The sequence below is a fragment of the SAR202 cluster bacterium genome (assembly GCA_009392515.1).
In the GTDB taxonomy this organism is placed as follows: domain Bacteria; phylum Chloroflexota; class Dehalococcoidia; order Lucifugimonadales; family UBA6952; genus UBA6952.
The window spans coordinates 20,967-36,548 of record VFGE01000025.1 but is presented as its reverse complement, the minus strand read 5'-3'; the positions used below and the strand labels follow the sequence as shown (position 1 = coordinate 36,548).

16 protein-coding genes are annotated in these 15,582 nt (G+C 33.5%); 11 read left to right on the top strand and 5 right to left on the bottom strand.

What is annotated here, in order from left to right:
* The first annotated feature begins 48 nt into the window (after positions 1-48).
* From FI695_02950 to speE, 6 genes are all read left to right on the top strand, one after another.
* Positions 49-1,200, top strand: coding sequence for a monooxygenase (locus FI695_02950; protein MQG50918.1), 1,152 nt, complete (start codon positions 49-51; stop codon positions 1,198-1,200).
* Complete coding sequence (locus FI695_02945; protein ID MQG50917.1) at positions 1,194-1,382, top strand: hypothetical protein; 189 nt, start codon at positions 1,194-1,196, stop codon at positions 1,380-1,382. The genes FI695_02950 and FI695_02945 overlap by 7 nt, the downstream gene beginning before the upstream one ends.
* A gap of 83 nt (positions 1,383-1,465) precedes the next feature.
* A complete protein-coding gene (locus FI695_02940) occupies positions 1,466-2,695 on the top strand; it encodes an MFS transporter (protein MQG50916.1) in 1,230 nt (409 codons plus the stop codon).
* A 78-nt stretch (positions 2,696-2,773) separates the two neighbouring features.
* A complete protein-coding gene (locus tag FI695_02935; GenBank protein ID MQG50915.1) occupies positions 2,774-3,769 on the top strand; it encodes a hypothetical protein in 996 nt (331 codons plus the stop codon).
* Between the two features lie 9 nt (positions 3,770-3,778).
* Complete coding sequence (gene speD / locus FI695_02930) at positions 3,779-4,180, top strand: adenosylmethionine decarboxylase (protein MQG50914.1); 402 nt, start codon at positions 3,779-3,781, stop codon at positions 4,178-4,180.
* Positions 4,164-5,081, top strand: a complete 918-nt coding sequence (gene speE, locus FI695_02925) for a polyamine aminopropyltransferase (protein ID MQG50913.1) — start codon at positions 4,164-4,166, stop codon at positions 5,079-5,081. Before speD ends, speE begins: the two co-directional genes overlap by 17 nt.
* Here speE and FI695_02920 read toward each other — a convergent pair whose 3' ends face one another.
* Together FI695_02920 and FI695_02915 are read right to left on the bottom strand one after the other, a co-directional pair.
* A complete protein-coding gene (locus FI695_02920) occupies positions 5,082-5,549 on the bottom strand; it encodes a hypothetical protein (protein MQG50912.1) in 468 nt (155 codons plus the stop codon).
* Positions 5,550-5,570: 21 nt separating this feature from the next.
* A complete protein-coding gene (locus tag FI695_02915; GenBank protein MQG50911.1) occupies positions 5,571-6,083 on the bottom strand; it encodes a MaoC family dehydratase in 513 nt (170 codons plus the stop codon).
* Between the two features lie 145 nt (positions 6,084-6,228).
* On the opposite strand from FI695_02915, the gene FI695_02910 reads away from it, so the two are divergent.
* Both FI695_02910 and FI695_02905 read left to right on the top strand, forming a co-directional pair.
* Positions 6,229-7,293, top strand: coding sequence for an LLM class flavin-dependent oxidoreductase (locus FI695_02910; GenBank protein MQG50910.1), 1,065 nt, complete (start codon positions 6,229-6,231; stop codon positions 7,291-7,293).
* Positions 7,294-7,303: 10 nt separating this feature from the next.
* Positions 7,304-8,335, top strand: coding sequence for a hypothetical protein (locus tag FI695_02905; protein ID MQG50909.1), 1,032 nt, complete (start codon positions 7,304-7,306; stop codon positions 8,333-8,335).
* Between the two features lie 21 nt (positions 8,336-8,356).
* On the opposite strand, the gene FI695_02900 is transcribed toward FI695_02905, so the two are convergent.
* Complete coding sequence (locus FI695_02900; GenBank protein ID MQG50908.1) at positions 8,357-9,031, bottom strand: DUF502 domain-containing protein; 675 nt, start codon at positions 9,029-9,031, stop codon at positions 8,357-8,359.
* 230 nt (positions 9,032-9,261) lie between these two features.
* Here FI695_02900 and FI695_02895 point away from each other — a divergent pair, with 230 nt between their 5' ends.
* Positions 9,262-11,319, top strand: a complete 2,058-nt coding sequence (locus FI695_02895; protein ID MQG50907.1) for a sodium-translocating pyrophosphatase — start codon at positions 9,262-9,264, stop codon at positions 11,317-11,319.
* A 51-nt stretch (positions 11,320-11,370) separates the two neighbouring features.
* Here the strand turns inward: FI695_02895 and FI695_02890 are convergent, their stop codons facing one another.
* Both FI695_02890 and FI695_02885 read right to left on the bottom strand, forming a co-directional pair.
* Complete coding sequence (locus tag FI695_02890) at positions 11,371-12,015, bottom strand: MBL fold metallo-hydrolase (protein ID MQG50906.1); 645 nt, start codon at positions 12,013-12,015, stop codon at positions 11,371-11,373.
* Positions 12,016-12,185: 170 nt separating this feature from the next.
* Positions 12,186-12,884, bottom strand: a complete 699-nt coding sequence (locus FI695_02885; protein MQG50905.1) for a sulfurtransferase — start codon at positions 12,882-12,884, stop codon at positions 12,186-12,188.
* A gap of 143 nt (positions 12,885-13,027) precedes the next feature.
* Between FI695_02885 and FI695_02880 the strand changes: the two genes are divergently transcribed.
* A complete protein-coding gene (locus FI695_02880) occupies positions 13,028-14,332 on the top strand; it encodes a glycine--tRNA ligase (GenBank protein ID MQG50904.1) in 1,305 nt (434 codons plus the stop codon).
* 2 nt (positions 14,333-14,334) lie between these two features.
* Positions 14,335-15,570, top strand: coding sequence for an exonuclease subunit SbcD (gene sbcD, locus FI695_02875; GenBank protein ID MQG50903.1), 1,236 nt, complete (start codon positions 14,335-14,337; stop codon positions 15,568-15,570).
* Positions 15,571-15,582 lie beyond the last annotated feature (12 nt).

Below are 15,582 nucleotides of genomic sequence, written 5' to 3'. Positions count from 1 at the left end.
TTGAGAATCATTCTCATTTATGATATCATGGTTTTCCATGGAGGTATTATGGAAAACTATGTATTCAAACAAGAACTAGAAATTTATGATGTTGTTATTGTAGGCGCAGGTGCTTCAGGAATAGGAATTGCTGCTATGCTCAAAGACTTTGGGGTAGAAAAAATGGTTGTTCTTGAAAGAAATGAAGTTGGAGCTACTTTCGATAAATGGCCAAATGAAATGCGATTTATAACTCCTTCATTTACAACTAACTTTTGGGGTCACATTGACCTCAATTCTGTTGCCTCTGGTACTTCTCCAGCATATTCCCTAGAAACTGAACATCCCACTGGTAAAGAATATGCAAAATATTTAAAGTTAATAGCAGAATATTTTGAACTACCAATTAAAGAACATACAAATGTTGAAAAAGTAACCTATTCACAAGATCGTTTTACTATTCAGGTTAATGGAGAACAAATAATTGAGTCTCGTTTTGTGATTTGGGCAGCTGGAGAATTTCAATACCCAAATACAAATTCATTTCCAGGATCTGAATTATGTATACATAACAGCAAAGTAGAAACTTGGGAACAAATTGACGGTGATGAAATTTATATTATCGGCGGAAATGAGAGTGGAATTGATGCAGCGATACATCTAAGTAGACTAGGTAAAAAAGTAGCTGTTTTAGAAGAAAATCCAGATTGGAGTACCAAGAGGACAACTGATCCTAGTGAAAACTTATCTCCATACACCGTAGATAGAATACGTGAAGAAATACCAAATGAAAGAATTAGACTTGTAGGTAAATCCAAAGTCAAAGACATCAAGTTTGAAAATAACAAATACTTGATATATGTAAAGGGTAAAAAATCGTATAAATACCAAACTGATACCCCACCTATATTGGCAACAGGATTTGAAAGTAGTTTAACTATGGTGAAAGACTTGTTTGAATGGGACGAAAATAATTCTTACGTATTATTAAATGAACATGATGAATCAAGAAAAACTCCTGGTTTATTTCTTGTAGGGCCTCAAGTTCGTCATGAAAATCTTATATTATGTTTTATTTACAAGTATAGACAAAGATTTGGCGTTGTCGCTAATGCAATTGGTGAACGATTAGACATGGATACGTCACTTTTAGAAGAATATCGCAAAGAAGGTCTCTATTTAGATGACCTAGGAGCTTGTGGAGAGGAGTGCCCATGTTAATTAGAAATAATAGACAATTGAAATCTAATTTAAGTCTGTTATGGGTATGTCAACTAATCGCTAGTACTTCTTGGATGGCTTCAGTTTTCGTTTATGGATCATTTGCCCCTGGTGATATTTTACAATTGGTAGCTGCATCTTCATGGACACTTTCAAATATAATTAGCTTGTTTAAAATTTAATCACAGGGTAAATAGCTGAGCTTACATGGTATAGCAAAAAATGTTACCATTAATAAGTGTTAGAATTACAAACTACTTAGAATATGAAATTACCTTTAGCCCTTCAAAATCCCAGTTTTCGTGCTTTTTGGGGAGGAACCTTGATCTCAGTTACAGGGTTCCAGATGTTAAGATTTACGCAATTTTGGCTCATTTTTGATATTACTGATTCTTCTCTTTATATTGGATATCTAGCATTAGCGAGTGGAATTCCAACTATTGTGTTCAATATAATCGGTGGCGTGTATGCGGATCGTTTAAATCAAAAAATGTTAGTATTCACTACTCAATTTTTATTAGCACTATTTATATTTATATTATGTTTTTTGACATTTATTGGAATTGTTAATGAATGGCATATTTTACTTCTGGCCCTATTATCAGGATCAGTTGAAGCTTTTGATCAGCCAGCCAGAAGAGCTCTCTATCCAAGCCTTATTGATAGAGAAGCTATTCCAAGTGGAGTGGCTTTATTATCTGGAATATGGCCTGGTACAAGAATTATTTCTCCCGCTATAGCTGGTTTTCTTATAGTTTGGACATCAGTAGCATTTGCCATACTGATATCAGCTTTAGGATTTTTAATAATGGCAATTATCGCATTAACCCTTAAAGTAAATTTTTCTCCCCAACAAAAAAACACATCTCCATTAGAGGATTTACTTGAAGGTTTTAGTTATATAAATAGTCATTCTATATTTAAATTCATCATTAGCATTACATTTTTTCAAAGCTTCTTTGCCTTAGCATATATTCCGATGATGCCAGTAATCGCAAAAGAAGTTTTAACTTTGGGACCAGAAGCACAAGGTATACTTCTAGGAGCAAGTGGATTAGGAGCCCTATCAACAACAATAGTAATTGCCATAAAACCAAATCTTGGTTCTAAATTTTTCCACGTAGTAATTGGAAGCTTTTTAAGTGGGATATCTGTTATTATTTTTGCTCTTTCATCAGTATTAAGCGGGTCGTATTATTTGGCTATAATTTGTATGTTTATTGTTGGGATATTTGGAACTCTACCTGCTATTTCAGCACAAAGTTCTTTACAACTTTCTGTTCCGAATAATTTAAGAGGAAGAATTATGGGATTATATGGATTAACATTTAGCCTGAGGCCACTAAGTGGTTTTCAAGCTGGATTAATATCAGGATTTACTAATCCTACATTTGCTATAGCATTTGGTGGAGCAGCTCTAAGTATATTCACAGTTACAAGCTTTATCACAAATAAAAATGTACGAAAATTTAATCAAATTATTGATAAGCAATAATTCCATTTCTTTTTCAATATAAAAATGATACTATTATATAGGTGTTTTTTACGAAATATATAAACCTTATTTATCTAAATGAAGACTATTTTAGTAACATCATTAAACCCAAAAGATGGTAAAACTTCTTGTGCGCTAGGCCTCACAGAATCCCTAAATAATAAGGGATACAACTCAACGTGCATAGAATTATTTAGTTCAAATAAAGAATCCCTAGAAACAAACTTTATAAAAGAATTACATCCAAATGAAATTGGATTATTCCCCTATCCTTTAAACCCTTTAAAAAACAAAAAAGAAATTGTTGAAAATATACGTAAATTTGACGATTTAACTGATTATTTAATGATCGACACCCCAAGCTTAAATAATATTCCTGAAGAGGCACTTAAATTTTTATTAGAAATTCCAGAAACTAGTATGGTTTTAATTCTAAAATTAGAAACAAACGATAGTCTTACTACCATTCAAGAAAAAATAAATAATGCCAAAGCATTAACAGATAATAGTATTAGTGGAATAATTTTTAATTCTGTCCCAAAATATTCAAAGCATAAACTAGAATCAAATATAGAAAAAATCTCTGAAGATTCCTCTATTCCGATTTTAGGAATTATACCCCAAACCAGAACAATGAGGGGCATTACCAGCAGTAATATTTTGAATATTACTGAAGGGACATTAACTGCAGAGCATCCTATAGAGTATTACGAATCCAAAATCATAGAAAGAATTATGATTGGGGGTATGGTATTAGGTTCTGGTAAAGATTATTTTAACCGATTTAATAATAAGGCTGTATTAGTAAGAGGCAATAGACCAGATATTCAAATGGCAGCAATAAACAATAATACAAGCTGCTTAATATTAACTGGGGAACACACTATTACAGACTACATAAAATATCATGCGAATGAAGAAGAAATTCCTATAATTTCTGTAAATACTTCAACGCATGAAACATTGAATCTTATTTCCACGCAATTTATTGAACTTGATGTACTTCATCAATCCAAGGTAAATCATCTTTCAAAAATCATCGATCAACAGTTGTTTCTTGACAGCTTATATTAAGGATCAAAATTGAAAGTACTAGGAAAGCATTTATTAATAGAAGCTAACAAATGCAATGCTAAACTAATTGATGATATGGATTTTATAAAATCCGTTATGATTACTGCCGCAAAGATATCTGGTGCTTCAATTATTGGTGAAAAGTTTCATAAATTCTCACCATTTGGGGTAACTGGAATTCTATCAATCGCCGAATCCCATATAACTATTCATACTTGGCCTGAATATTATTATGCTGCTATAGATATCTTCACCTGTAGCGCCCTGTTTGAACCTAACAAAGCAGCAAATTTTTTAATAAAAAGCCTAGAATCAAAAAACTTTGATATACAAGAAATAGAGCGCGGTACACGTAATGACATCATTATAGAGCCTAATACTAATAATATTCACCATGAACAAAAAATCTAACAATTGGTACACAGAACATAATAGTAAAGATTTTTCATATTCTTTGAGACTAAAAAATGCTATATATTCTGGACAATCTAATTACCAAAAAATCGATATAATTGAAACACATTCATTTGGTCGAACTCTTATTTTAGATGATAAAACCCAATCTTCAGAGGCAGATGAATATATTTATCATGAATTACTTGTACAACCTGCTCTACATTCTTTAAATAATGTCAAAAATGTGTTTATAGCAGGTGGAGGAGAAGGAGCAACAGCTCGAGAAGTTTTATATCACAATGATATTGAATCAGTAACAATGGTAGATTTAGATGAAGAAGTAATTAGGTTATGTAAAAAATATTTACCAAATCATCATAAAGGAAGTTTTGACGATAAACGAATGACTCTAATTTATGAAGATGCATTCCAATATTTGGAATCTACCAAAGCCATATATGATCTAATAATTATTGATATATCAGATCCTTTAGAATCTGGGCCTGCATACAAACTATTCACTCAAGAATTTTATCAACTAATATTAAATCACCTGGGAAATGAAGGTATAATGGCTATACAAGCTGGTCCCTGTGGACCCCTAGATCATCGGGACGTATTTACTGCCATCTATAATACAATTCAACGGATTTTCCCTATAACACAAGGATATAATGGATTCATTCCTAGTTACAATTCTGTATGGGGATTTATCATTGGGTCTAAAACAATAAATCCTACAGAAATATCCGAAGAGGAAATTGATAACAAAATACAGTCGGGATTAAACACTATCTTAAAATATTATGATGGTAAATTACACAAGAAACTATTTGATCTATCAAAAGAAATTCGTTTATCAATCAAAAACGAAAATAGAATAATTACGCTTAATAATCCAATTTATATTGCCTAATTAAACTTCAGGAATAGTTACCTGAGCTGAAGCAATTAATTGTCCTAACTGATTTGTTCCTATAAGTTCAACTTCGAGTTCAATCTTACCTGTCTCTTCGTTTACATATTTATTATTAACTTTGCCGGAATATGTTACTTTATCACCAGGTCTAAATGGCTCTAAGGCCCGCATGCTGAATTTACTGCGTGATAAATTTTCATACGGGAAAGATAACTCCAATGCTTCCATCATATGTCCACAAGTTGCTACGCCCATGTTAACTGTTCCTGCAAAAATTCCTGTTTTAGCATATTCAGGATCCGTGTGTAGATTCTTACGAACCTCATCTGTTTCTGTAGGCGTTGCTCTATTATTAACTTTAGCGTACATATCAATAGTTTCTTGAGTTTCAGTTTTGTTTAACTCAATCAATTCATCTCCTATAGATATATCATTGAAATTTGTTTGACTGGTATTAATAGACATAATATGTCCTCCTTATGACAATTATGAACGAGATTTTTGTCCTGCAGATCTTTCCCAAATAATATTGTAAAGATATTCTGCTACTAATTCGTTTCTTTGGTTTTTAGCTTGTATTTTAAAGCTAACAAATTTATTTCCACTTTTGGTTTCCCACCTATTTGATATCTCTGTGGTACTAGTAATAATATCTCCCGCAACCACAGGGATGCCGAAAAATTTGGTCTCTGTTCCTGCAAATGGTGTACTTCGAGGAGCTTTAGAATATTTCTCAGGACCTACGTATCCATAATTTTCAAAAATATCATGCCTTCTCATAGGAGCAAAACTATATATCATTGATAATGGAGCTACAAGTTGCTGAAACCCTTGCGACTGAGCTACTGAAGGGTCATGATGTTGTTGATTAGTATTTTGAATCGAATTTGAGTATGAAGAAATATAATCTTCTGTAATTTCTATAGTTAATGGAGGTGCTGTATGCCCAATTTCCATAACATCCCAAGTGTATACTATTTCGTCTTCTGTATTGCTCATAATTGTCCCCTTTTATCAGTTTCTTGGATTGTAGATTGCTGTTAAAACTGAGTCAAGTATAAAACCAACAGTTACATTTAAAAATTAATATGTGATATTATTTGACCATCCGAAGATTAAGATAATCAAACAGGAGGAATAGGAAATGCAATTTGGAGTATTTTTACTTTTACAATCCCCTGATGTCCAACCCTCACCTACTGTATATGATAATGCTATAGAACAAGCAGAATTAGCAGATAAATTGGGATTTAATACTGTATGGTTGGCTGAACACCATTTTTCAAGCTATGGTTATTTACCTTACCCGCTTATGATGGCTATAAAAATCGCAGAACGAACAAAAAATATAAGAGTTGGGACTGCAGTATTGGTTTTACCTTTACATCATCCTGTAAAATTAGCCGAGGAAATTGCTATGGCCGATCAATTAACCAATGGTCGAATTGAAATTGGTTTTGGCCGAGGGTATCAAGAGTATGAGTTTGATAGATTAGGTGTGGATATTAATGAAAACCGAGAAATGTTTGATGAAAGTCTAGAAATTATATCCAAAGCATTACAAGAAGATACCATAACATACGATGGGAAGTATTATAAAATCCCAGAGACTGCAATTTTCCCAAGAACAATACAAAATCCACACCCTCCTTTTTGGATAGCAGCGCAAAGCCCAGAGAGTATTAAAAAAGTAGTCCAAAAAGGCTACAAATGTATAACTGGCGGTTCAAGTGCTCCTTCAGGAGCTGTAAAAGAAAATTGGGAAGTTTTTCAAAATGCTGTAGAAGAAAGTGGTGCTGGATGGCCTCAAGAATTTGCTATTCAAAAACAAATTTTTGTCGCCGAGACAGAAGAAGAAGCTCGCAAGGAACTGAATAATGCAATGTGGCATTATAGATTGGTGACCTCTTTAAGGGCTAATACCCAGGTTGTAGAAAAAGGGAAAGCTATAGAAACCATTTTAGACAACGAGCCTGACCTAGACACAGTTTACGATGAATGGTTGATCTTTGGAGATCCAGAAACATGTACTAAGAAAATACAAAAACTGATCGATACCACTGGTATTACATCTTTAAACTGTGTATTCAAAATCGGAAGAATGGATAATGAAAAAGTGATGAAATCCATGAATCTTTTTGCCAAAGAAGTTATGCCACAATTCAAAAATGTAATAGGTTCTGGTCAAAAGTCTACAGTTAAGCAGTAAATAGTACATTATGAAAGAAAATAGAATTCAAAAAACGCCCAACAATAAACAAAGAATAATCTATACTTTAGGACTTCTTTCTATTATTAGTGTTATGTTTTCTGCTTGCTTTATTGAATCAAAAGAGCAAATTTTATTCACGCAAGGCGATACTATATATATTGTTGATTCAGATGGTAATAATTTAAAAAACATAATGTCGCCAAATTCAAATAGTTCTCCATCCTGGTCGCCCAATTATGATCAAATATTGTTTATATTGGATACCAATACCGTAGCCAGTGTTCATCGTGATAAACTTGATGAACTAATAATTTATGAGGGGCTTAATCAAGAATTACCAATAAAAAATTTACAATGGTCTCCAAATGCTCAATACATATCTTTTAATGCTGGAAATGTAATAAGAATTTATGACATTAGTACTATGGAAGAAATATTAAAACTTGAAGGATATAACTACCATGACTGGTCTAGAGATTCAGAATGGATAGCAATCTCTTCAAATGATAATGAAGGAATTATTCAAAGAAATCCACTAGGTGTAAATGAATTAAAAAGAACAACTGACTCTACACATTTCGATCCACAATGGTCTCCGAAAAATGAAAAATTAGCTTTTCTAAAACCAGCAAATAATGTAAACCATTTGTACGTTATGGATCTTGGTAACAAAAGCGAGTCAAATGAACCAATATTACTTAATAAAAACTTAAGTCCAAATACTAGTTATTCATGGTCTCCAAGCGGAAAACAAATCGCTTTTACATCAGCAAATAATCCGGAAAAGAATGACGAAATATATGTTATTAATATTGAAAGCATAGAAACAACAAGGCTCACTATTAACTCAAATAAATCAGATAGAAATCCAGTTTGGTCAGCTGATGGAACTAGAATAGCTTTTATTTCGAGTCAAGAGGGTGGTAATGAAATGAGTACATTTGCTGCTTATATTATGAATGATGATGGAACTAAACAAGAAAAAATTACAGAATATGCATTGTCTAATCAAACTCTTGGTTGGTATGCCCACAACTAAGTATATAAAACCCTCTATGAATTATGCTTGATCTTCATAAACTTTATTTGGGTCTAATCTAGCAGTAGTAATATGATCTGGAGATATAATTCCTCCAGAGAGTACAAACTGACCGGCTTCTGCTACTTTGAGATCAGTATCGTAAACTTCATCCAAATTAACTAATACTACAAACCCAGAATTAGGAAGTGGCGCTGTGGGGACATACACAACGGCTTTTCTTTCGAAATCTGAAGGTTGTGTAATACCAGTTAAAAAACCTACAGACCAAAATCCTTCACGTGGAAATTGAATTAGAACTACTCGTTTAAAACCTGTTTCTTTACTTCCTGAAAAAGATTCTACGAGTTTTCTTGAAGCCAAATAAATTGGTCCAATAACAGGAATATTTAACATTGTTTTTTGAATAAGACGTACTGCACTTCTTCCTGCTGCTGTATAAAAAGAAAACCCAACAATATAAATAATCAAAAGCGCGGAAATGACACCAATACCTGGGAAGATATTAAATGGAAGTACATTCTCTAATTCATAACGGTCATATAGTAAATTTATTGCAGGGTTTAGTATCCCATCAACAAATTGAAACAAAAAATCAACTATCACATATGTCAACGCAAAAGGTATTGCTAACAGAGATCCTGTTAGCAAGGTATTGCCAAAATGTTTCAGTATTTTACTTTTTAACCATTGCATATATTTAACTCAATTCTTCTAATGAACCTCAATAGTGTACCAGAAATAAAACACCTCTGCTAAGAATTTAGAAAGATTACAAATCATTACAGTACATAAAGGTTAATTTATATTATTTTTTTTAATATGTTCTATTGACTTAGTGCAGTGTGAATGGTAAATTTCGTTCCGGTATAAAATTTTCATGTACTTATGAAAATATGATATTTACGAACTAAGGAGCATTTTTTATGAGCTTATTACCGTTATTAGTATTAGGTGCAGGCGCTTTAGCTTTATTGTTTGCCGCTTATCTTGCATTCAAAGTCAATTCTGAGGATGCAGGAAATGAAAGAGTCCAAGAAATTGGAGCAGCAATACATGAAGGTGCAATGGCCTTTTTAAATAGAGAATACAAACTTCTCGCAGTTTTCGTCATAATTATAACCGGTATACTTGCTGTTTTTATCGACTACGATGTTTTAAGCAAGATTGATGGAGATAACTCAGGTTTACCTTCAACAGCTATATCATATATAGCCGGAGCAATCGGTTCTGCCTTAGCCGGTTTTATTGGAATGGTTATTGCAGTAAAATCAAATATGCGTACAGCAACTGCTGCGACAAAAGGATTAAATCCAGGTTTGCGAGTTGCTTTTAACAGTGGTTCTGTTATGGGAATGACTGTAGTTGGTATAGGTATTACAGGCGTGACATTACTCTATATGATTTTTAAAGATGCTCAAATTATTTCTGGTTTTGGTTTTGGTGCATCAACAATTGCACTTTTTGCAAGAGTTGGTGGTGGTATTTATACCAAAGCTGCTGACGTAGGTGCTGACCTTGTTGGTAAAGTAGAACAAGGGATACCAGAAGATGATCCTAGAAATCCAGCAGTTATAGCAGATAATGTTGGAGATAATGTTGGAGATGTTGCTGGTATGGGTGCTGATTTGTTCGAATCATATGTTGGTTCAATAATTGCAGCTATAGCCCTAGCAACAACTTCTGCTATATTTGCAACTCAAACATCAGAATATGATGGCCCAAAATTTATTTTACCTCTATTAATAGCAAGTATAGGAATAGTAGCATCAATAATAGGAACCTTCCTCGTGCGAACTGGAGAAAATGCCTCAATGAATAAACTATTATGGGCTCTTCGTACTGGAATATTTACTGCTGGAGGTTTAGTAATTCTTGGTACGGTTGCTGCAGTTAGCTACTTAGATTTTGAATTAACTGCAGATCAATCAAAATGGAATTTTGTTTGGGTTGTTGTAGTAGGAATAATAGTAGGCCAAATAATTGGTACTGCAACTGAATATTATACAGCTTACGAATATAGTCCAACAAAAAAATTATCCGAACAAGCAGTTACAGGACCTGCAACAGTTATTATTGGTGGAATGGGATTAGGAATGATAAGTACCGCGATACCTACAATCTCAATTGTTGCTGGAATACTTATTTCATATGAATTAGCTAGCATTTATGGTATAGCACTTGCAGCTGTGGGTATGTTATCAACTCTTGGAATTACTTTAGCAACTGATGCCTATGGGCCTGTTGCTGATAACGCTGGAGGTATAGCTGAACAAGCTCATTTACCAGAAGAAACAAGGGAGCGTACAGATGCACTAGATGCTCTAGGAAACACAACTGCAGCTACAGGTAAAGGTTTTGCTATCGGTTCTGCGGTATTAACTTCCTTAGCTTTAATGGTAGCTTATGCTCAATTGGTTAAATTATCTACATTAGATTTACTTGAACCTATCGTATTAGTTGGTCTTTTGATAGGTTCTGTATTACCTTATGTTTTTTCCTCTATGACAATGCAAGCAGTTGGTAGAGCGGCAAACAGTATGATCCAAGAAGTAAGGCGACAATTTAGAGAAATCCCAGGAATAATGGAAGGAACAGGTAAGCCTGATTATGCAAAAGCTGTAGACATAAGTACAAGCGGATCACTAAGAGAAATGGTTTTACCTGGGTTGTTGGCCGTAATTGCACCTATTCTTGTTGGATCATTAATGGGTAAGGCTGCTTTAGGAGGAATGCTACTTGGATCTATTTCTTCTGGATTCTTACTTGCAGTTACGATGGCAAATGCAGGTGGGGCTTGGGACAATGCAAAAAAATATGTTGAACTTGGTAACCACGGAGGAAAAGGTTCTGAAGCTCACGAAGCCGCCGTTGTAGGAGATACAGTTGGCGATCCTTTCAAAGATACAAGTGGACCTTCACTCAATATTCTTATAAAACTTATGGCTATGGTTTCATTAGTATTTGGTCAATTATTTATTTAATAATTAATAGAAGGAATAACAAAAGAGCTTCTCAATTATTGAGAAGCTCTTTTAATTTTGCAAGAAGGGATTATAAAGTTTTTCATGAGAAATTGTTGTTTCACTTCCATGACCTGGCAGAACAGTCATATTTTCTGGTAAAACCATTAATTTTGTTCGTATACTTTCCAGCAATACAACTCCATCTCCACCAGGTAAATCATAGCGACCTATGCTTTCGTTAAAAAGAGTGTCTCCACTAAATATCACATCATCAACTAAGAAACAAACTCCTCCTGGAGTGTGTCCAGGAGTATGAATAATTTTTATGGTTAAATCACCTAATTGTATCAACTGATCTTGAGTTAAATAAAAATCAGGAAATGGTGCGGGTAAATAATTAGGAATAACTTGTTCTAACCATTCACTACCATTATTAAGAATTCCTAAATCAGCTTCATGCAAAGCAAATTCTGCTTTTGTGGTATCAACTAATTTTGCAACTGCAGCTGTATGATCTCCATGACCGTGTGTATTAAGTATATAACGAATTTTTTTGTCTAATTTATTTACTTCAAACGATATACGATCTGCCTCTGCTCCAGGGTCAATCACTATACATTCTTCAGATGTATCCGTAGAAAGTATATAAACGTTTTCTGGAAAAGGAGGCACAACAATTCGTTTTATTTCAACACCTTTTGAATTGGAAAACACTTTTACCTCTCGTCATATATTAATCTAAAAACTATGATAGAAATAAATTATTCTAATGGCATGCCTTCCATATTAGCCCATTCACCCATAGAACCATCGTAATTTGAAACTTTTTCAAATCCCATTAACTTTAATGTAAACAGTACGTGCGCCGCACGTATACCTCCCTGTCAGTAAGTAAATACCTGTTTTTCTCTAGAAACTCCAAGTGATTCAAATATTTTTTCCAAATCCGAAGGCGATTTAAAACATGACATATTATTAGAATCTATTAAATCTATCCATTCCGTATATACACAAGAGGGTACATGCCCAGTATTTTTATTACCTCTGGAATTTTGCCCATTATATTCTTCAATAGTCCGTGCGTCCCAAATGATATCACTATCACTATTTATTGCTGCTAAAACACGGTTATGATCCGCAATTAATGAATCATCTTTTTCTGCGACAAATTTAGTTTTATCAACTTTAGTAGGAACTATAGAAACGGGTTTACTTTCACTAATCCATTTAATCCACCCGCCATTTAACACTTTTGCATTTGTATGCCCATAATAATTAAGTACCCACCAAAATCTTGTGGCTGTTAGTGAGTTTCTACCATCATAACAAATGACTGTAGTATCACTACTAATTCCTAAATTACTCATAAATTCTTCTATCTCTTCAGCATCCATAACATGAAGGGAAGAATTGGCACTTTTAACAAAAGTATTGCTACCAATGTTAACACTATTTGGTATATGCGCTCTAAAAAATGAATCTGGAGGATCACAATCGACAATTCTGATATTCGGCTTGTCCAAATTTTCTAATAACCAATCAGTATCAGCCAACATTTCAGGTTTATAATAATTTTCACTCATAACAAAGCTCCCCGCTTTTTGCTCGTCATGTTAACATATATAGACGATATTACTAAAAGAATAACAATACTATATTAAATATGTAAATAATACTTTGCAGACATTATGATAAATTATGAAAGGAAAAGCGAATAATGACTGAAATGGATACCATAGTATCACTTGCTAAAAGAAGAGGATTTGTTTTTCAATCTAGTGAAATTTATGGTGGACTTGCCTCAACATATGATTATGGCCCCTTAGGCATAGAATTAAAAAGAAATATTCGCGAAAGTTGGTGGAATCATTACATTAGCCAAAGAGAAGATGTTGTTGGATTAGATTCTGCTATATTAATGGCTCCTTCTGTTTGGGAAGCTTCAGGTCATGTGCAAGGCTTTTCCGACCCTCTTGTAGAATGTGTTAAATGCAACCAAAGATTTCGTTTAGATCATCTTGAAAATCAAGATACTTGCCCAAATACAGCATGTGACAATCAACCTCTGTCAGCTCCAAGACAGTTTAATTTGATGTTTAAAACCTTTTTGGGACCTGTTGAAGATGATGCAGCTCAAACATATCTACGACCTGAGACTGCTCAAGGAATATTTGTTAATTTCCAAAATGTACAAACTACCACTAGAAAAAAAATACCTTTTGGTATTGGCCAAATTGGAAAATCTTTTAGGAATGAAATAACCGTAGGTAATTTTCTTTTTAGAACCAGAGAATTTGAACAAATGGAAATGGAGTTTTTTGTAAAACCAGGAACTGATGAAGAATGGCACGAAAAATGGATAAACTACAGTTTAGAATGGTACGATAAATTAGGTATATCTAGAGATAAAATTCAAGTAAGAGCACATGAACACGATGAATTATCTCATTATTCAAAAGCAACTTCAGATATTGAATATTTATTTCCATGGGGATGGGGTGAATTACAAGGAATAGCTAATCGAACTGATTTTGATTTAAAAGCACATACGGATCATAGCGGTGTAAGATTAGACTATTTTGACCAAGAAAATAATGAGCATTACACCCCTTACGTTATTGAACCTGCAGTAGGTGTAGATAGAATATTTCTTACTCTTTTAATTGATGCATACAGAGAAGAAGAAATAAATGACGGAAAAGAAAAACGTACAGTTTTAAAACTGTCGCCACAAATTGCACCTATCCAAATTGCTATACTCCCCTTATCTAGAAATGAAAAATTAGTACCAAAAGCAAAAGAAATCTTCACCCTGCTCAACCAAAACTATAGTTGTGAGTATGATGATGCTCAAAGTATTGGTAGACGATACCGAAGACAAGATGAAATTGGTACCCCTTTATGTATAACGGTTGACTTCGATACAATTGAAAAGGATAACCAAGTTACAATCAGAGATCGAGATACAATGAAACAAATTCGAATCCCAATTGAAAACTTACAAGAGCATATACAAAAAACTTTATTTTAAATATGAAAATATTACACTTTGCAGATCTACATATTGGTGTTGAAAATCATGGCTTCCCAGATCCTCAAACTGGAGTTTCTACTAGATTATTAGACTTTTTACAAACCTATGATGAAATGATTGACTATGCAATTAATCAGAATGTAGATCTTGTGGTTTTTGCTGGAGATGCGTATAAAATAAGAGATCCTTCACAAACACACCAAAAAGAATTTACTAATAGAATCATAAAATTAGCAGAAAATAATATACCAACATATCTAGTTGCAGGTAATCATGACTTACCTGCAATACAAGGTAAGGCCAATGCGTTAGAAGTATTCCCTATATTTAATCAAAATATGGTTCATGTTTCAGATCGTTTAGATACAACTAATATTCAAACTAAATCAGGCCCAATCCAAGTAATTGGTCTACCATGGATTAAACGAAGCCAATTTCTCTCTCGCAGCGATACTCAAAGTTTAACAATAGACAAAATAACAGAACTCCTTGAAGAAAGAATAACACGAAGCATAATGTGGGAAATTGAAAAACTTGACCCCTCCATTCCAGCAATTCTGGTTGGCCATGTAACAGTTGCAGGAGCAACTGTTGGTACAGAACGAAGTATGATGCTCGGACGCGATCACACTATCTTAACTTCAACTTTAGCAAGCCCTTTACTTGACTATATTGCCTTAGGGCATATTCATAAACATCAAATTCTAGCGAGAAATCCACATGTTGTATATTCCGGCAGTTTGCAAAGAGTAGACTTTTCTGAGGAAAAAGAAGATAAAGGGTTTTGTGAAATTGAGTTGGATAATACTAAAGACCCCGGATCAAGAATGGTAAATTTTAATTTCAAGCCTGTTGCGGCTAGAGAATTTATCACTATCGATATTGATATTACTAATGAATCTGACCCCAATAAACAAATTGCTGAATTACTAAAAAATAAAAAGGTTGATAATGCTGTGGTCAGAGTAAGAGTAAATGTATCTGAGACCCTTTCTTCCTTGATTGAAGAATCCACCATTAGAGAAAACTTACATCAAGCTCACTATATTACTTCAATAACAAAAAATATCCAACGTGCCAGTCGATCAAGAATAACTGCTGAAGCAAGTAGAGGTCTTTCATATAGAGATGCTTTAGATGTTTATATGAATTCAATAAATCTTGACACTAAGAAAAAAAATGAATTAATGGAGTCACTAGATAAACTAATTCAAGCAAATGAAAATGATAGCTAAAAACTAACAAAA